A 19,356-nucleotide genomic window follows, 5' to 3' on the forward strand; every position below is an offset into this window, starting at 1 on the left:
CCGGCCGGGGCGGGCGCGGCGGTGGCGCCGGGGACGGTGGCGGCGAGCAGGTCCGCGACCGCGAGGAGCGCGGGCAGGGTGCGCCTGCCCGGCCCGGTGGCGCGGGTGGGGCGGGGTGGTCCGGTGTATCGCACGGGATGTCCTCCGTGAGGAGTGGGGTGAGGGTGTGCGGTGGTGCGGAACCGCGGGCCCCGGACGGGGTGTCCGGGAAGTCTTCTTCGGGGGCGTCGGCCCTTGAGGCCGCTGGAGGCGACGCCCTCGACGATGTACCGCTGAGGGGCGAGGCACGGCGGGGACGCGCCTCCGGCGACAGGTCCATGACATATCCGTCCGTCACGGAAGCACCGTGACGTCCGGGACGGACCCGCCGCCTAGGGGAAGAGCGCCTGGACGCCGAGCACGGCGGCGCCCCTCGCCCACTCCTCCCAGGGAAGCGGACGCAGCGTCAGCGGACACCGCGCCGCGGCCTTGAAGCAGTGCTCCGCGTAGGAGTCCTTGATGTGCTCCCCGAAGAGGTCGTACGTCTCCAGCCCCTCGCCGGTGACGACGACCCGCTCGGGCCCGAGCAGATTGACCAGGATCCCGATCCCGGTGCCGATGGCGCGCCCCGCCCGGGCGAAGACCACCCGGGCCACCGGGTCCCCCTCGCGGGCGAGCCGCACGGCGCCGTCGAAGTCCAGGTCCTCGCGGCCCGTCCCGGCCCGGACCGCGGCGAGGATGGCGCCGCTGGAGGCGATCGCCTCGACGCAGCCCGCCTGGCCGCAGTGGCACCGGGGCCCGGCCGGGTCGATGCAGAGGTGCCCCATCTCGCCGGCGACACCGTACGCCCCGGTGATCAGGCGTCCGTTGACGACCAGCCCGGAGCCGATCCCGGCGCCGATGGTGACCAGCGCGAAGTACTCGGTGCCGATGCCCTCGCCGAACCAGTGCTCGGCGGCGGTGAGGGCCTTGACGTCGTTCTCCACGACGACGGCCAGGCCGGTGGCCCGGGCCGTCGTCTCGGCGAGCGGCACGTCCCGCCAGCCGGGGAGCACCGAGTAGCGCACCCGGCCGGCGGCACGGTCCACGTCGCCGGAGACGGCGATGCCGAGCCGCCGGGTACGGTCGCGGAACTCCGGCCGGGCGTCGAGGAGTTCGTCCACCAGCTCCCGGATCAGGGCGCTCACGGCGGCCGGACCGCGATCCTCCCCGAGGGGGCGGTCCGCGGTGGCCCGAAGGCCGGCCCGCAGGTCGCACACCGCTCCGTAGAGGGCGTCGGCGCTGACCTTGACCCCGGCGAAGAACTCCCGGTCCGCCGTGACGGCCAGCGGGTTGACGGGCCGTCCGGCGCCGGGCGCGGTGCGCTCGGGCGGGAGTTCGTGCAGGTAGCCGTCGTCGATGAGCGGCCGGGCGGCCTTGGTGACGGCGGTCGACGACAGACCGATCCGGCGCGCCAACTCGACCCGGCTCAGCGGGCCTTCGGTGAGCAGCAGGGCAAGCACCGACGTTTCGGCCGGTGCGGTGACGAGGGGTGGCGCATGGCTCGGAAACACGGCGGCAACGTACCGGCAAATAAATAACTTAGTCCAGTATTGATTTCGGCCCCGCGCCGACCCTACTGTCGGGTCACTTCCGTTCCGTTCGCCTGCCCACACCCCCCGGGACACCCGTGTCGCGTTCCGCCGCGCTCTCCTCCCGCAGGGGATCCCGGACGTCACGGCCCTCACCGCATGACGATGGCCGGTCCCCCGCGAGGGGAACCGGCCGGAAGGCACACCGCGGATCGGCGGGAGGCGCCTCAGCGCTCGGACGTACCGCCCTGCGAGGAGGTACGGCGGCGCGGACGCCGCTCACCGCCGCGCGCGGAGTTGGCGGGACCGTCACCCTTGGCGCCCGCCGCCGCTCCGGCGGATCCGGTACGCCGGGCGGTGCCGCGACCACCGGCCGCCGCGGCACGGCCGCCGGCCGCCCCGGCGCCGCCGGAGGTCTTCGTGCCGGTGCCCGCCGCGGGACGACGGCCGGAGCCCCGGCCACCCGTCTTGGCGGGCGCCTCGGCCGAGCCGGCACCGTTCGCCGAGGCACCGGCCCCGCCACCGCCGCCACGACGCCGGCGGGGCGGACGGCCGCCGCCCTCGTCCTCGGGCTTGCGGCCGGCACGGGGGGCCGCCGGAGCGGCCTGCTGGGGCACCTCGATGGTGACCGCGACGCCGGACGGCTCGCGGGCGCCGGTGAGGGTGGTCAGCTCCTCGTCGCCGGACCTGAGGCGGGTCGTCCGGGGCTGGATGCCCGCGTCCCGCATCAGCCGGGTGACCTCGTGCTTCTGCTCGGGCAGGACGAGCGTGACGACGCTGCCGGAGCCGCCGGCCCGGGCGGTGCGGCCGCCGCGGTGCAGGTAGTCCTTGTGGTCGCCCGGCGGGTCGACGTTCACGACGAGGTCGAGGTCGTCGATGTGGATGCCGCGGGCCGCGACGTTCGTCGCCACCAGCGCGGTGACCTGGCCGGTCTTGAACTGCTCCAGCGTCCGGTTGCGCTGCGGCTGGGTGCGGCCGCCGTGCAGGGCCGCCGCCCGGACGCCGACGGACAGCAGGCGCTTGGCGAGCCGGTCGGCGGACCGCTTGGTGTCGAGGAAGAGGATGACCCGGCCGTCGCGGGCCGCGATGCGGGCGGTGACGGCCTTCTTGTCGGTCACGTCCTGCACGTGGAGCACGTGGTGCTCCATCGTGGTCACCGCGCCCGCGGAGGGGTCGACGGAGTGCACGACGGGGTCGGTCAGGAAGCGCTTGACCAGCTGGTCGATGTTGCGGTCCAGGGTGGCGGAGAACAGCATCCGCTGCCCGTCGTCCCGCACCTGCTTGATCAGCTTGGTGATCTGCGGCAGGAAGCCCATGTCGGTCATCTGGTCGGCTTCGTCCAGCACGGTGATGCGGACGTCGTCGAGGACGCAGTCGCCGCGCTCGACGAGGTCGTTGAGCCGGCCGGGGCTGGCCACGACCACCTCGACGCCGCGCCGCAGGGTGGCGGCCTGCTTGGTGATCGAGAGCCCGCCGACGACGGTGGTCATCCGGAGGTTCACCGCGGTCGCGTACGGCGCCAGGGAGTCCGTGACCTGCTGCGCGAGCTCACGGGTGGGCACCAGGACCAGCGCGAGCGGCGCCTTGGACTGGGCTCGCAGTCCGGCCGTCCTGGCCAGCAGCGCGAGCCCGAAGGCGAGGGTCTTGCCGGAGCCGGTACGGCCCCGGGCCAGCACGTCGCGGCCGGCGAGCGAGTCGGGCAGGGTGGCGCCCTGGATGGGGAAGGGCGTGGTCACGCCCTGCGCGGTGAGGGTCGCCAGCAGTCCCGCGGGCATGTCGAGGCCCTCGAACTCCTCCACGGCGGGGAGGGCGGGCGTCGCGCTCTCCGGCATCCGGAATTCACTGGAGGACGCGGAGGCGGCAGCCGAGACGGGAGCGGCGGCGGCTCGCTTGTTCGACTTCCTGGGCGGCCTGCGGGACATAGGGGTTCTGCCTTTCTTCTCACAGCACAAACCGGGGTCCGCACCACGAAGGTGCGAACCCCGGTGAGCGACGGACGAGCGTCCGACGATTAGGCGGGGACGATGTTCTCCGCCTGGGGGCCCTTCTGGCCCTGCGTCACGTCGAAGCTGACGCGCTGGCCCTCCTGGAGCTCACGGAAGCCCTGGGTGGCGATGTTCGAGTAGTGGGCGAACACGTCCGGACCGCCACCGTCCTGCTCGATGAAGCCGAAGCCCTTTTCCGAGTTGAACCACTTCACGGTTCCCTGTGCCATGACTTTCTCCTTCTGTAGGCAGAGGCCCCATCCGGAGATGCCGGAAAAAACGAAATATGCGCCCGCGGAAAAGCATTCCGGTCAGGCGCACATAGGTTCATGGGTACCACAACTGCAACAAGTCCACTTTAGCACGCCCGACGCCGGATGGTGATCGACACGCACCCCGGCGTGGCGGACGCGGCCCCCGCGGACCGCCGGACGAACGGCCGGGGCGGGAGACGATACGTATCGTCTCCCGCCCCGGCCCCGCCCTCACGCGCCGAGGGCCGCCAGCAGATTGGCGACGATCATCAGGACCACGCCGAGCCGGTGCACGGCGAAGCCGGTGCGCCGGGCCCGCATGATGTCGCCCGCCCGGAAACCGAGCAGGTACTGCCGCAGCCGCAGCAGGGAGGCGGGCAGCATCACCAGCACGAACCACCACGGGGCCACGCCCGTCAGGCTCGCCACGGCGACGGTCAGGAACTCGACGAGGGACAGCGCGCCGATGAACCGGGCGTTGCCGCGCTCCGAGGTCAGGGCGGCCACCGTCGGCCGGCCCACCGCACGGTCGCCGTCGACGTCGTTGGTGTTGGAGTACACGCCGAACATCAGCGGCCCGAAGCCGAAGAGGACCGCCTGGACCAGCAGGAACCCGGTGGCCCGACCGGTGACCATGCCGTACGGCAGGATCACCAGCGCGAAGCCCAGCGCGACCAGGTACAGCTCCTGGAAGCCGTGGTAGCTGAGCTTGACCCCGTACGAGTACTGGAGGGTCACCACCCACAGCACGACGAGCCCGATCGTCGTCCACGCCGGGCGGTGCGGGGCCAGGGCGGCGGTCACCGCGAACAGCAGGGCCGCCGCGACGGCGCTGACCCAGGCGAACCGCAGCGCCTCGGGCACCCGCAGCGCGCCGGCCACCAGCGGCTTCCGGTTCACGTTGCGCAGCGGGTGGTCGGGGCCGTAGTTGGTGATGTCGCTGCCGTCGCGGAAACCGGTGACGTCGTCGAAGGCGGTCATCGCCATCAGCAGGAAGACCTGCCCGACCAGGAAGACGCCGAAGAGCGCGCCGGTGCGCCCGGTGAGCGTGCCGACGGGCAGCAGCACGGCGGACAGGGCGATGAAGGTGCCCAGGTAGTAGTCGTAGACGTCCAGCTTGCCGAGGCGCGCGTAGGTCCGGAGCCTGCTGTCGGTGCGGGGCGCGGGCGCGGGGGGTTCGGCGGGCGCGGTGGTCGTGGTGAGCGTGGAGTCGGTCATGTCGCCTCGGAGCATGGGGTGGAGAGGGGGGTGGGGAGGGAGGACGCGGGTGCCGGTCTGCGGCCCTGCACGGAGTAGAGGACGCCGGTGGCGGCGGCGAAGTCCGGGGAGCGCATGATCGCGCCGAGCCGGTCCAGTTCGGCGGGGTCGAACCCGCCTTCCCGCAGCCGGGGCGCGAGGTGGGCGAGGTGGTGCAGCTGGAGGCCGAGCGCGGGCGTTCCGGGGGCGCGTACGAGCACGTGCGGCCGGATCCGCAGGCCGGTCAGGCCCGCCTCGCGCAGCGCGGCGGGCGCCCGGCGGCCCCAGGTGGGGTCGCCTCCGCCGGCCCGCATCAGCGCCGCCTTGGCCGTGGTGAACCGCTCGTACAGCAGGGCGTCGTCCGGGGAGGGCGCGAGCAGGCAGGGCTCGTGTCCGGCGTCGAACTCGTCGACCTGGAGCAGCCCGCCGGGCACCAGCGCGCGGACCAGCCGCCGCAGGACCGCCCGCCGCTCGGGCAGGTGCTGGAGGACCAGTCGGGCGACGACGACGTCGTACGCCTCCTCGGGCAGCGGGTCGGTGACGACGTCGTGGGCGAGGGCGGTCAGTCCGGGCTCCGGCGCGATCCGGCCGGGCTTGATGTCGGTGGCGGTGACGGTGCCGCCGGGCGAGACCATCCGGAGCAGCGCGCGCGAGATGCTGCCCGCCCCGGCTCCGATCTCCAGGCAGCGCATGCCGGGGGCCACCCCCGCCTCGCGGAGGTGGCCGAGCGTCAGCGGGTCGAGCCCCTCTTCGAGGGAGGCGTGGTGGCGGTCGCTGTGCGGGCTGTCGTTGTCGAAGACGTAGCCGCTCGGCGCGGCCGGGTGCGCGGTCACGTCCAGCGGCCGGTGCCGCAGGTCTCCGTGCTGCCGGTCAGCCGTTCGAGGAGGGCCGCGCGGCGGACCTTCCCGGTGCCGGTGCGCGGGACGTCGTCCCAGGCGACCGCCGCGGGTTCGGCGAGCGCCGGGAGCCCGTCGGCGGCCCGCTTCCAGCTCTCCGGGGCGAGGGTGCCGTCCTCGGTGACGACCACGGGCAGCGGGTCGGCGCCGGTCCGGGCCAGGACGACGACTTCCAGGGCCTCGGGGAGCCGGTCCTCCAGCATGTCCTCGGCCTGGAGGCAGCTGAAGCCCGGGAGGTGGTCGACCTCCCGGTCGAGGAGCCGGACGCTGCCGTCGCGGGCGATCGTCCCGATGTCCCCGGTGTTCCACCAGGAGCCGTGCGTCTTGGCCGTCCAGCGCTCCGACTCGCCCGGGTAGTCCGGGGCGAGGGCCTTGGTGCGGCACAGGATGAGTCCGGGGGTGCCGGCGGGCACCGGGAGGAAGGTGTCGGGGTCGACGGCCTTCAGCCGGGTCTTCAGGGGGACGGGCCGCCCGAGGTCGCGCACGGTCGTCGCGGTGCCGTCGGCGGCCCGGGCGACGGACCGGCGGGTGTGGAAGGCGAAGGTCAGCGGCCCGGTCTCGCTCTGTCCCCAGCCCTGCATCCAGAGCGGCCGGCGCCGCGCGCTGGCCTGGAGGTAGGAGCGGATGACCGGGGGGTGCACGGCGTCGTAGGTGCTGATGTAGGTCCGGACGTCCTGGAAGGGGTTGTCCAGGCGGCGGGTCAGCGGGCGGAGCCGTACGTAGCGGGACGGCAGCGCCTCGACCACGGTCGGCGGGTGGGCGCGCAGCAGCAGGTCGGCCGTGTCGGGGCGGCCCTCGGAGGAGAGGGAGACGTGCCGGGGCCCGCGGACGGGGGCGACGGCCGTCCAGCAGATGGTGCGGCCGTGGGCGTAGGAGCTGGCGTTGAAGAGGCTGTCGTCGCGGCGCAGGCCGATGCGGGGCGTCGGCAGGGTCTCGAACCGGGCCAGGTGGTGGATGAGGGTGCGGGTGGTGTGGGAGACCAGTTTCGGCACGCCGGTGGTGCCGCTGGTGTGGACGACGACCAGGGGGTCGTCGTCGGAGCGGGGGTGCGGTCCGGGGTCGGCGTGGCCGCTCAGCTCGTCGAGGTGGACGGTGCCGGCCGGCGGTTCGCCGGGGCGGCCGACGACGATCGTGGTGCGGGCGGTGCCGGCGAGGCCGGCCGCCGGGTCGCGGCCGAGGACGTCGGGGTCGGTGACGAGGACGCGGGGGGCGCAGCGGTCCAGGAGGACCCGCAGGACCTCGGGGGCGAGGTGGTCGGAGAGCTTCACGGGGACGGCGCCGACGCGGATGGCGGCGCAGGCGATGAGGTCGTAGTCCCAGTGGTTGGCCTTGACGATCGCGACCCGGTCGCCGGGGCCCGCCCCGGCGGCGGCGAGCGCGCCGGCGGTCTCCCGCACGAGGAGGGCGAGCTCCGGGACGGTCCATTCGGTGGCGCCGTTGCCGGTGGGCGAGGGCGCCAGGTCGAAGGGGCGGTCGAGGTGGTAGCGGGTGGGGGTGCCGGCGTCGGCGAGTTCGTCGAAGAGGACGCCCAGGTCGTGGGGGGTCATGCGCGGGTCTCCTGCCGGGCGGTACGGCCCCGGTGCGGGGCGAGGTGGGCGAGGACGCGGGCGGCGGCGAGGGCTCCGGAGCGGGCGGCGCCCTCGCTGGAGGGCCGGGCGGCGACCCAGTCGCCGGCGTACTCGACGGAGCGCGTCGGCCTGCGCAGGAAGGCGGCGCGGACGGCGAGGGCCCGGGGGGTGAGTTCGGGCATGGCCTCGGGCCAGTGCTGGACGTGGGTCGCGGTGAGGGCGGCGCCGAGGCCGGGCACGTACCGCTCGGCGGCGTCGGTGAGCCTGCGGGCGGCCTCCTCCTCGCTCGCCCCGGCGAGTTCGGGGATGCGGCGCGGCGCGGCGAGCAGGCTGATCAGGCCGCGGCCCTCGGGGGCCCGGTCCGGGCACTTGAGGTGGTCAGCGATGACGCAGGAGAGCAGCGGCTCCTCGCACGACGGGGTGAGCAGCGCGTAGGCGCCGCCGGGCGGGGCGAGGGGGCGGTCGAGGGCGCAGGAGACCTTGAACATGGGCCGGTAGGTGGAGGCGGCCGGGTAGCCGGCGTCGGCCGGGTCGGGGCCTCCGGTGAGCCGTACGGCGACGGGGGCGGGCACGGCGAGGACGACCGCGCGGGCGGTGAGGGCGGCGCCGCCGACGGTGAGCCGGGCGTGGGTCCCGAGGTCGGCGACCTCCTCGACCGGCAGGCCGTAGCGGGTGTCCAGGCCGGCGGCGAGGCGGGTGGCGAGCAGGTCCATGCCGCCCCGGTAGGTGCGCCAGGCCGAGACGGGGCCGACGGCGAGGAGCAGCCCGACCAGGGGCGCGGCCGAGCTGCGCTCGGTGTCCCAGCCGAAGAAGGCGGAGGACAGCGGCTGGAGCAGGTGGTCGTGGAGGTCGGGGTGGTAGCGGCGCGCGGCGGCGGCGATGGTGTCGGAGCCGAGCGGGGTGGACTCGGGGTGGTCGTGGTCGAGTTCGGCGCGGTGGCGTCCGCTCCAGGCGAGGAAGCGGGCCAGCGAGGGCCGGGCGGTGGGGACGAGTCCGGCGCCGGTGAGGACGGCGCGGGGTTCGCCGACGCCGTTGTGCGGGCGCCCGCCGCGCCAGACGGCCATGGGACGGCCGATCCGGGGCACCTCGTCGGGGGTGAGGCCGGCCCTGCGGATCAGCTGCCAGGTGGCGCGATAGCCCTGGGCGGAGATCTGCTCGGCCCCGGTGTCGATGAGGTAGCCGTCGCGGCGGACGCTGCGCATCCGGCCGCCGGGGGCGTCGGCCGCCTCGAAGACGCGCACCTCGTGGCCGTTGCGGCCGAGTTCGTGGGCCGCGGCGAGTCCGGCGAGTCCGGAGCCGACGACGGCGATGTCGAGATCAGGGGTCATGCGGGGGTACTCCGTGCGGGGCTGGGGGTGGCGGCACGGCCTGTCCGGGGCGGTGCGGTCACCGGCGGGTGCGCAGGGCGTGGGCGCGGACGGCCTCGGTGACGTGCTCGACCTGGGCGTCGGTGAGCCGGTGGTGGACGGGGAGGGAGAGGTGGCGGCGGGCGACGTCCCGGGCGTGCGGCAGGCCGGGGCCGGGCCGGGCGGCGGCGACGGGGGCGAAGGCGGCCTGCTCGGGCAGGGTCCTGGGGTAGTAGACGTGGGTGTCGACGCCGGCGGCGGAGAGGTGGTCGCGCAGGGCGTCTCGGTCGTCGGCGAGCAGGGTGTAGACGTAGTAGCAGCGGCCGTCGGTGCCGGGCGGCGGGGTGGTGAGGCCGGGCAGGCCGGCGAGGTGTTCGGTGTAGTGGGCGGCGATCCGGGCGCGGCGTTCCAGGCGGGCGGTGAGGCCGGCGAGCCGGTGCAGCTGGAAGGCGGCCTGGATCTCGTCGAAGCGGCTGTTGACGCCGATCACGTGGTGGAGGCCGCGGTGGACGCCGTCCTGCCCGTGGTTGCGGAGCATGCGGACGGTGCGGGCGGTCTCCTCGTCCCGGGTGACGACGGCGCCGCCCTCGCCGGGCATCCCGAAGGACTTGACCTGGACGAAGGAGTACAACCCGGCGTCCCCCCACAGTCCGGCGGGGACGCCGTCGAGGACGGCGCCCTGGGCGACGGCGGAGTCCTCGATCAGCCGGAGGCCGTGGGTGACGGCGAGGGTGACGAAGCGGGGCATGTCGGCCATGACGGAGAACATGTGGGCCGGCATGAGCGCCTTGGTCCGCGTGCCGACGCGGGCCTCCGCGTCGGCGGGGTCGAGGGTGAGGGTGCGGGGGTCGATGTCGCCGAAGACGGGGACGGCGCCCGCGTGCAGGACGGCGGCGGCCAGCGGGGCGCAGCCGAAGGCGGGGACCACGACCTCGTCGCCGGGGCCGATGCCGAGGGCGGTGAGGATCAGGTGGAGGGCGGAGGTGCCGCTGGAGCAGGCGATGACGTCGGTGGCGCCGAGCCGTGCGCGCAGGGCGTCCTCGAAGCGGCGGGTGTGGTCGCCGAGGATGAACTTCTGGTCCGCGCCGGTGCCGATCTCGTACAGGAGCCGCAGGAGGGTGTCGCGGTCCTCGTGGAAGAGGTCGGGCGGGAAGAAGGGGACGCGGTCGCCGGGGGCGGCGGTGGCTTCGGTGCCCCGGTCGCTGGTGGTGGTCATGCGGGCACCTTCCCGGTGTGGAACGCGCGGACGACGGCGCAGACCCGGGCCACCTCGGCCTCGGTGAGGTCGGCGTAGAGGGGCAGGGCGAGGGCGCGGCGGGAGGCCGCCTCGGCGACGGGGAAGTCGCCCGGCCGGTGGCCCAGTTCCCGGAAGCAGGGCTGGAGGTGGAGGGGCCGGGGGTAGTACGTCTCGGTGCCGATGCCCTCGTCGTGGAGGTGGGCGACGAGGGCGTCGCGCCGGTCGGTCTCGATCAGGTAGACGTAGAAGACCTCGTCGGGCGCGCCGGTGATGGCGGGCAGCCGGGTGATGCCGGGTGTGTCCCGCAGCCCCTCGTCGTAGGCGCGGGCGAGGGCGGCCCGGTGCCGGATGTCCTCGTCGAGGACGGCCAGTTTGGCGAGCAGGACCGCGGCCTGGAGGTCGTCCATCTTGCTGTTGTGGCCGATGTGGACGGTCTCGTGGGAGATGCCGGGGAAGTGGGCGAGGGTGCGCCCGGTGCGGCCGTGGTGCCGGAGCGCGGCCACGTGCTCGGCGAGGTCGTCGTCGTCGGTGAGGACGGCTCCGGCGTCGCCGAGCGCGCCGAGCGTCTTGCTCGGGAAGAACGACAGGACGCCGCCGCGTCCGTGCAGTCCGGCGTGGACGCCGTCCTGCCGCATGCCGATGCCCTCGGCGCTGTCCTCCAGCAGGATCAGGCCCCGCTCGGCGGCGTGGGCGGAGAGGGCCGCCATGTCGGCCATCCGGGAGAAGAGGTGCACCGGCAGGACGAACCGTGCGCCGTCCGCCGCCTCTTCGCCGATCGTCCCGGGGCGCATGGCGTACGTGTCCGGGTCGATGTCCGTGAAGACGGGCCGTCCGCCGGCCAGGACGACGGAGCTGGCGGTGGCGACGAAGGAGTACGCGGGGACGAGGACCCGGTCCCCCGGGCGCAGTCCGCACGCCTGGAGGAGCAGGACGAGGGCGTCGGTCCCGCTGTTCACCCCGATGACGTGGCGGGCCCCGGTGTACTGCGCGAGGGCCTTTTCCAGACGGCCTACCTGGCGGGAATGCGAGAACTTGCCGTCGGCGAAAATCTCGTCCACTCCGGCGCGGAGTTCGGGCCAGATCTTTTCGAACGTCTTCGCCTGGGAGAAAAAGGGAATGCTGGTTCGCGTCACGCGGAAACAATTCTTCTCGGCCGACGGAAGGTCGGCGTCAACTGGGGCCGGAGAGGGGGCCCGAGAGGGATGAGGGGCGGATCGGTGCCCACCCCATGGAAGCTGCCGTGCGAGCGTAACAGTACGAAGATTGGAGTCACGAATCCGTCACGGAAATTCATACTTCTCGGTGATCATGCCTCTGATTTCCTTGACCGATGTCGCGCGGTACGGAGAGATTCTTCGCTGCCCCCCGCCCGAAGCACCGAAAGGGAACAGCCGTATGAAGCAACCCCTGATCGTCGGACTGGGCCGTGCCGGCTCCGGGTTGCACCTGCGGGCCCTGCGCACCGCCCGCGACCGGTCGCCGGACCTCTGGCGGGGGCCCGTCGTCGCCGTCGACCCCCGGCCCGGCGAGCGGGCCCCGGTGCCGGACGACGTCACCGTGACCCCGACCCTGGACGAGGCGCGGGCCCTGCTCCCCCCGGAGCGCGCCGTCGTCCACGTGTGCACTCCGCCCGACAGCCGCCCCGCCGTCCTCGCCGAGCTCTGCGCCGCCGGCTACCGCGACCTGATCGTGGAGAAGCCGCTGGCCACCGGCGACCGGGAGCGGGCCGCCGTGGCCGGACTCCGGGCCCGGTACGGACCGCGCCTCGCCGTGGTCGCGCACTGGCCCGCCTCCGGCCTGGCCGACCGCCTGCGCGCGCTGATCGCCTCGGGCACGCTCGGACCGCTGCTGCGGGTCGACGTCACCCAGCACAAGCCGCGCTTCACCCGTTCGCTGCGCGCCGACGACGGTCATCCCACCGCGTTCGACGTGGAGTTGCCGCACTCCCTCGCCCTGGTCCTGTCGCTGGCGGGCCCGGCCGAGGTCGCCGGGGCCCGCCTGACGGACCTGCGGCTCGGGGAGACGGTGCGCCCCGGCCTCGGCTCCGCGCACCTCGAACTGCTCCACGCCGACGGCGTGCGGACCCGCATCCACTCCGACCTCACCGCGCCGGTGCGGGAGCGCCGGGTCGCCCTCACCTTCGAACGCGGCACCGCCGTCGCCCACTTCGCCCCGAGCGACGCCGACGACCACGTCCAGCTCGACGTCGACGGGCGGCGCGAGGTGTTCCGCGACGACGCGCTGGCCGCCTTCCTGCACCGCGCCTACACCCGCTTCGCCGCCGTCCCCGCCGAGGACCCCACCTGGGACGCCGACTTCGCCCTGCACGACGACGTGGTCCGGCTCCTCGACGAGGCCAGACGGCGGTGCGCCGCCTCCCCCGCCGGCGAGCGGCACAAGGAGGCTCCCCATGTCGGGGTCCGTTGACCTGACCGGCCGGATCACCGGCATCGGCGACGAGGCCGCGCCCGGTCTGGACGGACAGATCGCCGTCGCCCGCGCACTGGGCTGGTCGGCGCTGGAGTTGCGCAGCATCGACGGCACGGCGCTGGCCGACCTGTCCGCCGAGGCGGTACGGGACGCCGCCGCGCGGCTGCACGCGGCCGGCCTCGGCGTGGTCTGCCTCGACTCCCGGATCGGCAACTGGGCCCGTCCGGTCACCGGCCCCTTCTCGGCCGACCTGGAGGAGCTGGACCGGCTCGCCGAGCACGGCCGGGTCCTGGGCTGCCGCAGCCTGCGCGTCATGTCGTGGACCGACGGCGGACTGCCCGAGGAGGAGTGGGCGGCCGAGGCGATCGACCGCATGCGCCGGCTGGCCCGCCGCGCGGAGCGGCTGGGCGTCGAGCTCCTCCACGAGAACTGCGCGGGCTGGGCCGGCTCCGACGCCTCCCGCACCCTCCGGCTGCTCTCCGAGGTGGACAGCCCGGCGCTGCGCGTCCTCTTCGACATCGGCAACGGCGTGCCGTACGGCTACGACGCCCACGCGCTCCTCGTCCCGCTGCTGCCGCACGTCGCCCACGTCCACGTCAAGGACGCCCTGCCCGGCGACCGCCCCGGCGAAGCCGTCTACACCCTGCCCGGCGAGGGGGCCGCCCGCGTCGCCGACTGCGTACGGCTCCTGGAGGACCACGGCTACCGGGGCGCGTACTCCCTCGAACCCCATCTCGCGGTCGTCCCCCACGCCGGGATCCGGGGCGAGGGCACCGACACGGCCGTCCCGTTCGTCCGGGCCGCCCGCGGCCTGGCCGCCCTGTCCGTCCCGCCGCCGGCCACGCCCCCGGCCCCCGTCCCCGCCCAGGCCCCACCGCCCGCCCGGCCGCCCCGGGTCGAGACTGGCCTGCTGCTCCACCTGCTGCACACCCCCACCGCGGGCCCGCTGGAGACCGGCCCCGACGCGCCCCACCACCTGACGGCCGCCCTGCACGCCTACGCCACGGCGGCGGCACGGATCGGGTTCGAGACCGTACGCCTCGGCTCCCCGGCCCCCGAGGCCGTCCTGCGCGACGACACCCCGCGGCCGGTACGGCACGCGATCGCCGCCGACCCGTCGTTCCTGGAGCGCCAGCCCAGCCTGCTGCTGCGCCTCGGCCCCGAACGGCCCCGGGAGCGCACGGTGATGTTCAACGTGCACCTGGACACCGTCGCGGGCGGCGAACCCCCCGCGTACGACGGGGCCCGCTTCCACGGCCGGGGCGCCGTCGACGCGAAGGGCCCGGCCGTGGCGCTGCTCGCCGGTGTCGAGGCGGCCGCCGCGCGGTGCCCCGCGATCGGCCGGGACGTCACGGTCCTGGTGCAGGCGGTGGCGGGCGAGGAGGGCGGGGCGCTGGGCACCTTCGGCACCCGGCCGCTCGTGGAGGCGGGCCACATCGGCCGGCTCAACGTGTTCTGCGAGCCGACCGGACTGCGCCACCTGCCCCGCGCGACGGCCGCCGCCACCGCCCGCGTCACCGTCCACGGCGAGGACGCGATCGACGACCGGCCCGGCGCCGGCCACAACGCCACGGTGCTGCTGGGCTTCCTGGCCCAGCACCTCGCCGCCGCCCTCGGCCCGTCCCCCGCCGGCGGACCCCCGCCCACCGTCTGCGTCGCCGGGCTGCACACCGGCACGCTGCACAACAAGGTGCACGGCACCGGCAGTCTGCTGCTCAACCTGGCGTACGCCACCGCCGAGGCCGGAGCCGCCGTCGAGCGCGCGCTCGCCCGCGCCCTCGACGAGGGGCTGCGCGCCTTCACCGCCCGCTTCTCCGGCATCCCCCTCTTCGCGCGCACCGCGGCCGACGCGGCCGGGATCACCCGGCTGGAGTGGGAGAAGCGCGGCCTGCCCGCGCTCGGAGGCCAGCCCGCCTGGGGCGAGGAGCTGCTGGCCCGGGCGGGCATCGCCCGCTGGCCCGACGACGAACCCGGCTTCACCTGTGACGCGATCTGGCTCGGCGGCGCGGACTCCGCCTTCACCACCGTGTTCGGCCCGGGCTCGCTGGACGCCAACCGGGCGCACGCGGCGGGCGAGTTCATCGACCTGGCCGACCTGGAGGCGTTCGCGGACCGTACGGCCGCGCTGCTGACCGCCTTCGCCGACGACCTCCGGTCGGGCGCGGAGCACCGCCCCCCACCGGTCTCCACCGAGAAAGCAGGAACCGCATGACGTCCACGCTGTCCGACGGCGCCGTACCCCGGAGCGCCGGCCCGGCGCCCGGTGAGGGGCGGGAGGTGACCGTCGCGTACGAGACCCTGCTCGGCGAGACCGCCGCCTTCTTCGTCCGGCTCGGACTCCCCGAGGGCCGGGCCCGGCTCGCCGCCGAGGCGCTCTGCTACGGCGACCTGACCGGCATGGACTCGCACGGCGTGTTCAACCTGGCCCGCCTGTACCGGCCGCTCCTGGAGTCCGGCGGCGCCGATCCCGCCGCCGAACCGCTCGTCCTGCGCGACCTGGGCCCCTGCGTGGTCCTGGACCACCGGCGGGCGCTCGGCCTGTGGGCGGCGTCGGAGGCGATGGACCTCGCGGCGGAGCGCGCGGCCCGCTGCGGCATCGGCCTCGTGTCGGTACGGGGCGCCACCCACTTCGGCTGCGCGGGCGTCCACGCCAAGCGGGCCGCCGACCGGGGCATGATCGGCGTGGTCGCCTCCAACTGCGGCGGCCAGCGCATCGCCCGTCCGCCGCTCGGCGCCGCCGCCCTGCTGGGGACCAATCCGCTGAGCGTGGCGGCCCCCGCCGTCGAGGGGCGCCCGTTCGTCCTGGACATGAGCACCACCGTGGTCCCCACCGGCCGGGTGCGCACGGCGGCCCGCGACGGGCGGGAGGCGCCCGAGGGCTGGCTCACCGACGACGCCGGACACCCGGTGCGGGACGCCGCCGCCTACGACCGGGGCGAGGCGTGGCTGGGCTGGCTCGGCGGCACCCCGGCCACCGGCGCCTTCAAGGGCTTCGGCCTCGGACTGGCGGTGGAGCTGCTGGCCGCCGTGCTGCCCGGCGCGGCGACCGGCCCCGCCCCCGCCGCGCTGGAGGGCGACGGCCGGCCGGGCGGCAGCGACGACGACATCGGCTTCCTCGTCCTGGCGATCGCGCCCGACGCGCTCCGCGACGGCTTCGACGGCGACGCCCGCGCGATGTTCGGCACCGTCCTGGACTGCCCCCCGCAGCCCGGCCGGGGACCGGTCCGCTACCCCGGCCACCCCGAGGCCGAACGCGCCGAGCGGCGACGCGCGTCGGGCGTCCCGCTCTCCGGCGCGCTGCACGCCGAACTGACCGCCCTCGGCCTCCGGCTCCCCCTCGCCCCGGAGGAGGACCGATGACCCCGCCCGCGAAGGACGGCCCGCTGCGCCTGGGCATCGCCGGACTCGGCGTGATCTCCCGCTTCTACGTGGCCGCCGCCGAGCGGATGCCCGAGTGGGAGGTCGCCGCGGTCTGCGACCTGCGCGAGGAGGCCCTGGACCCCTTCCGCGGCCGGGTCGCCTGCCACACCGACCACCGGGCGATGCTCGCCGCCGGTCCGCTGGACGCCCTGGTCGTCGCCGTGCCCAACCACGCCCACGCCGAGGTGTGCGCGGACGCGCTGCGCGCCGGGGTCCCGGTCTGCGTGGAGAAGCCGCTCGCCCTGGACGCGGCGGACGGACGGCGGCTCGCCGCGCTCTCGCGCGAGCGGGGCGTCCCGGTCCTCACGGCCTTCCACCGCCGCTACAACGACCGGGTCCTCGCCCTGCTCGACCGGCTGCCCGCCCCGGACGCGCCGGTGCGGGTGGAGTCGGTGACGGTGCGCTACCTGGAGCGGATCGAGGAGCACATCGGGGCGGACACCTGGTACCTGGACCCGGCGCGCTGCGGCGGCGGCTGCGTCGCGGACAACGGCCCCAACGCCTTCGACCTGGTCCGCCTGCTGCTCGGGGAGACCCCGTCGGAGGTGGTGGCCGCGGAGGTCGTACGGGACGCTGCGGGCACCGACCGGCAGGCGGTGGTCGAGCTGGCCGGGCCGGGCGGACGGGGGCGGGTGGAGCTGGACTGGTCGTACCCCGGCGAGGTCAAGGACGTCGTGGTGCGGCTCGACGACGGCACCGAGCTGTCGGCGGACATGCTGGGCGGCCGGCCCGGCTTCAAGGAGTCGCTGTGGCACGAGTACGAGGGCGTCCTGCGGGACGTCGCAGCGCTGCGCGAGCTGCCCGATCCGTCCCGGGCCGTCGAGGGCGGCCTGGCCGCGCTCGAACTGGTCGCCGCCGTCTACGCCGCGGAGGCCGCGTCCGCCCTCCCGGCGCCGCGCGCCGCCCGGGAACCCCTCCCCGCCGCACGACCGGAGTCCCGATGACCGCCTCCCCCGCCCTTCCCGCCCCGTCTCCGTCTCCGTCCGCGCCGCCGTCCCTGGACGCCGGCCGGCACGAGAACGGCGCCAAGCGCGCGGTGCGCGGGACGTTGGTCAAGGTGCTGCTGCACGAGCGGACGGACCGGGGCATGGAGCTGGAGCCGTTCGCGGCCCGCTGCGTCCGCCGGGGCGAGGTGCACGAGCTGCTGACCACCGACCGGTGGACCGACGTGCCGGGGGCCCGGGTCGACCGGGTCGGCTTCCTCGGTTTCGTGGAGCTGGAGAACGGCGGCGTCCTCGACCGGGGGGACCGGGTGCTCATCGGCGGCGAGCCGGTCGGCACCGTGCTCGGCTTCGACGGCTGCCACCTGCCCAACCACTACAACGTCGTGATCCACGCCCCCCGGCTGCTGACCGGACGGTCGCTGGGCCTGACGCCGGAGATCCCCGTGGTCTTCGAACCGTCCGGCTGAGCGGGCCCGTGCACGAGGAACGGCCGGCCGGCTCCCCCGTGGGGGTGCCGGCCGGCCGCTCCGCGTCGTGGTGCCGGACTCAGCCGAGCAGCTCGACGTCGAGCTCACCGGTGTGGAACTGACGCACCGCGTCGAGCAGCTCGGCCTCGGACAGCGTGCCGCTGCCGTCGGCGTCGATCTGCTGGAAGGCCGCGCGGCCCTCCTTCTCGCCCAGGCCGATCGCCTTCAGCCACACGGCGAACTCGGCCTCGTCGATGACGCCGTCGTCGTTCTTGTCGGCCAGGGCGACGATGCCCTTGGTGACCGGGCCGAGGACCGGGTTGAAGGTGGCGGCGCCACCCTCGACGACCTCACCGGCGGCCTGGAGGAACTGGGTGCGGCTGAGCGGACCCTGCTCCGCCACGCCCGCCTTGGCGGCGAGAAGCCCGAACATCGCGATGAAGCCGTCGCGCAGCTGGGCGCCCTTCGCGGAGTCGGGGTTCTCGCCGAAGGCGGAGGCGATCTTGGCGGCCTCGGCGACGAAGTCCGAGACCTCCAGCACGCCGTTGTTGTCCGTGTCCCACTTCTCGAAGCGCTTCACCAGACGGTCCTGAGCCACTGCGGCCATGGTTGTCTCCTTGGGTGTTCACGAGTGCCGCCCGGACGGTCGTCCGGACGGTCCTTCCCGCGGCCGGTCACGGAGGGGCGACCGGGCCGGAGGTCTACGGGGCGGGGCGCGGCGTCAGAGCCGCACCACGCGTCTGCCCTCCGCCGTGCCCCGGGTGTCCAGGACGGGGCAGGTGGCGAGGTCCCAGTCGGCGGAGCGGTACTCGGCGTGCTCCTGGAGGAGCACGACCAGGTCGCTGCCGGTGAGGGCGTGGGCGCGCGAGCGCTGGCGGGGGACGGGGACGCCGTCCACCTCGAAGCGCCCGACGTACGGGTCGTGGTAGGTGAGCCGGGTCCCGAGGGCGCCGAGCGCGCGGGCCACGGCGTACGCGGGCGACTCCCTGGTGTCGGAGATGTCGGCCTTGTAGGCGACGCCGAGCAGGGTGACGCGGGCTTCCGCGGGGTCCTTGCCGGCCTCGACGAGCAGGTCCCGGGCCCGGCCGGCGACGTGCTCCGGCATCGCGTCGAGGACGGCGCGCGCGGCGCCCAGGGTGCGGAAGGTGAAGCCCTGTTCGGCCGCGTGGGTCATCAGGTAGCGGGGGTCGACGGGGATGCAGTGGCCGCCGACGCCGGGACCGGGCCGGAACGCGGTGAACCCGAAGGGCTTGGTGTCCGCGCAGCGCAGTACGTCCCAGATGTCGATGCCCACGCGGTCGCAGTAGACCGCGATCTCGTCGATCAGGGCGATGTTGACGTACCGGTAGGCGTTCTCGAGGAGTTTGGCCATCTCCGCCTCCCGCGTCCCGGCGGCGACGACGACCTCGTCGACGAGCCGCTCGTAGAACGCGGTGGCGTGCTTGGCGCAGAGGGTGGTGCAGCCGCTGACGACCTTCGGCGTGGTGCGCAGGCTGTAGCGGCGGTTGCCGGGGTCGATGCGCTCGGGGGAGTACGCCAGGTGGAAGTCCTCGCCGACGCGCAGTCCGTGCGCTTCGAGGAGGGGCCGGACGATCTCCTCCGTGGTGCCCGGGTGGCTGGTGGACTCGACGCAGACCAGCGCGCCGGGCTCCAGGTGGCGGGCCACGGTGCGGACGGCGGAGGTCAGCGGCAGCAGGTCCGGCTCGCCGGACTCGGTGAGCCCGGTGGGCACGCAGATGACGACGGTGTGGGCGCCGGCGAGGACGGCGGGGTCGGTGCCGGCCCGGAATCCCGCCGCGTACATCGCGGCGATGTCCTCGTCGGGGATGTCCTCGATGTGGGAGCGCCCCCGGTCCAACCCCTCGACGACGTCGGCGCCGATGTCGTAGCCGACGGTCGCCAACCCCGCCTCGCAGGCCCGGCGGGCCAGCGGAAGACCGACGTAGCCGAGACCGACCACGGCGACTTCTGTGAACATGCGTCGTCCCTCCATGATTCACTCCGGCGACGAAGTTGAATCAAA

The 19,356-nt window shown here is 75.0% G+C and carries 16 protein-coding genes; 5 read left to right on the top strand and 11 right to left on the bottom strand.

Going from position 1 to position 19,356, the window contains the following annotated elements:
- Nucleotides 1-371: 371 nt before the first annotated feature.
- From IE321_RS20825 to IE321_RS20865, 9 genes are all read right to left on the bottom strand, one after another.
- Complete coding sequence (locus IE321_RS20825) at nucleotides 372-1,532, bottom strand: ROK family transcriptional regulator (RefSeq protein ID WP_226651864.1); 1,161 nt, start codon at nucleotides 1,530-1,532, stop codon at nucleotides 372-374.
- A gap of 245 nt (nucleotides 1,533-1,777) precedes the next feature.
- Nucleotides 1,778-3,472, bottom strand: coding sequence for a DEAD/DEAH box helicase (locus IE321_RS20830; RefSeq protein ID WP_190224077.1), 1,695 nt, complete (start codon nucleotides 3,470-3,472; stop codon nucleotides 1,778-1,780).
- Between the two features lie 89 nt (nucleotides 3,473-3,561).
- Nucleotides 3,562-3,765 carry a cold-shock protein gene (locus IE321_RS20835; protein ID WP_007502648.1) on the bottom strand — a complete coding sequence of 68 codons (204 nt, stop codon included), beginning with the start codon at nucleotides 3,763-3,765 and terminating at the stop codon, nucleotides 3,562-3,564.
- A gap of 255 nt (nucleotides 3,766-4,020) precedes the next feature.
- Nucleotides 4,021-5,007, bottom strand: a complete 987-nt coding sequence (locus tag IE321_RS20840) for a UbiA family prenyltransferase (protein ID WP_190224078.1) — start codon at nucleotides 5,005-5,007, stop codon at nucleotides 4,021-4,023.
- The gene (locus tag IE321_RS42875; RefSeq protein WP_190224079.1) at nucleotides 5,004-5,858 is read right to left on the bottom strand and encodes a methyltransferase; all 855 of its coding nucleotides are present in this window, start codon (nucleotides 5,856-5,858) and stop codon (nucleotides 5,004-5,006) included. Before IE321_RS42875 ends, IE321_RS20840 begins: the two co-directional genes overlap by 4 nt.
- Nucleotides 5,855-7,468: a class I adenylate-forming enzyme family protein gene (locus tag IE321_RS20850; protein WP_190224080.1), complete on the bottom strand. Its 1,614-nt coding sequence runs from the start codon at nucleotides 7,466-7,468 to the stop codon at nucleotides 5,855-5,857. Before IE321_RS20850 ends, IE321_RS42875 begins: the two co-directional genes overlap by 4 nt.
- Nucleotides 7,465-8,817 carry a protoporphyrinogen/coproporphyrinogen oxidase gene (locus IE321_RS20855; protein ID WP_190224081.1) on the bottom strand — a complete coding sequence of 451 codons (1,353 nt, stop codon included), beginning with the start codon at nucleotides 8,815-8,817 and terminating at the stop codon, nucleotides 7,465-7,467. Before IE321_RS20855 ends, IE321_RS20850 begins: the two co-directional genes overlap by 4 nt.
- 58 nt (nucleotides 8,818-8,875) lie before the next feature.
- The gene (locus IE321_RS20860) at nucleotides 8,876-10,051 is read right to left on the bottom strand and encodes a DegT/DnrJ/EryC1/StrS family aminotransferase (protein ID WP_190224082.1); all 1,176 of its coding nucleotides are present in this window, start codon (nucleotides 10,049-10,051) and stop codon (nucleotides 8,876-8,878) included.
- On the bottom strand, nucleotides 10,048-11,205 hold the full coding sequence (locus IE321_RS20865) for a DegT/DnrJ/EryC1/StrS family aminotransferase (protein WP_226651862.1): 1,158 nt from the start codon (nucleotides 11,203-11,205) through the stop codon (nucleotides 10,048-10,050). The genes IE321_RS20860 and IE321_RS20865 overlap by 4 nt, the downstream gene beginning before the upstream one ends.
- A gap of 262 nt (nucleotides 11,206-11,467) precedes the next feature.
- Here IE321_RS20865 and IE321_RS20870 point away from each other — a divergent pair, with 262 nt between their 5' ends.
- The 5 genes from IE321_RS20870 to IE321_RS20895 are packed head-to-tail and all read left to right on the top strand — an operon-like array spanning nucleotide 11,468 to nucleotide 17,333.
- The gene (locus IE321_RS20870) at nucleotides 11,468-12,499 is read left to right on the top strand and encodes a Gfo/Idh/MocA family protein (protein WP_190224083.1); all 1,032 of its coding nucleotides are present in this window, start codon (nucleotides 11,468-11,470) and stop codon (nucleotides 12,497-12,499) included.
- Nucleotides 12,483-14,714, top strand: coding sequence for a M20/M25/M40 family metallo-hydrolase (locus IE321_RS43055; protein ID WP_308439713.1), 2,232 nt, complete (start codon nucleotides 12,483-12,485; stop codon nucleotides 14,712-14,714). Before IE321_RS20870 ends, IE321_RS43055 begins: the two co-directional genes overlap by 17 nt.
- Nucleotides 14,711-15,862 (top strand): Ldh family oxidoreductase, encoded by a 1,152-nt coding sequence (locus IE321_RS20885; protein WP_190224084.1) that lies wholly within the window; start codon nucleotides 14,711-14,713, stop codon nucleotides 15,860-15,862. The genes IE321_RS43055 and IE321_RS20885 overlap by 4 nt, the downstream gene beginning before the upstream one ends.
- Nucleotides 15,859-16,866: a Gfo/Idh/MocA family protein gene (locus tag IE321_RS20890; RefSeq protein ID WP_190224085.1), complete on the top strand. Its 1,008-nt coding sequence runs from the start codon at nucleotides 15,859-15,861 to the stop codon at nucleotides 16,864-16,866. Before IE321_RS20885 ends, IE321_RS20890 begins: the two co-directional genes overlap by 4 nt.
- On the top strand, nucleotides 16,863-17,333 hold the full coding sequence (locus IE321_RS20895; protein WP_226651860.1) for a DUF6917 domain-containing protein: 471 nt from the start codon (nucleotides 16,863-16,865) through the stop codon (nucleotides 17,331-17,333). Before IE321_RS20890 ends, IE321_RS20895 begins: the two co-directional genes overlap by 4 nt.
- Nucleotides 17,334-17,412: 79 nt before the next feature.
- On the opposite strand, the gene IE321_RS20900 is transcribed toward IE321_RS20895, so the two are convergent.
- Entirely contained in the window at nucleotides 17,413-17,940 is a 528-nt protein-coding gene (locus IE321_RS20900; RefSeq protein ID WP_043225082.1) for an EF-hand domain-containing protein, read from the bottom strand.
- Nucleotides 17,941-18,054: 114 nt separating this feature from the next.
- Nucleotides 18,055-19,311, bottom strand: a complete 1,257-nt coding sequence (locus IE321_RS20905; RefSeq protein ID WP_043225084.1) for a nucleotide sugar dehydrogenase — start codon at nucleotides 19,309-19,311, stop codon at nucleotides 18,055-18,057.
- Between the last annotated feature and the right edge of the window lie 45 nt (nucleotides 19,312-19,356).

Origin of the sequence: Streptomyces hydrogenans, assembly GCF_014656075.1 — a bacterium.
In the GTDB taxonomy this organism is placed as follows: Bacteria; Actinomycetota; Actinomycetes; order Streptomycetales; family Streptomycetaceae; genus Streptomyces; species Streptomyces hydrogenans.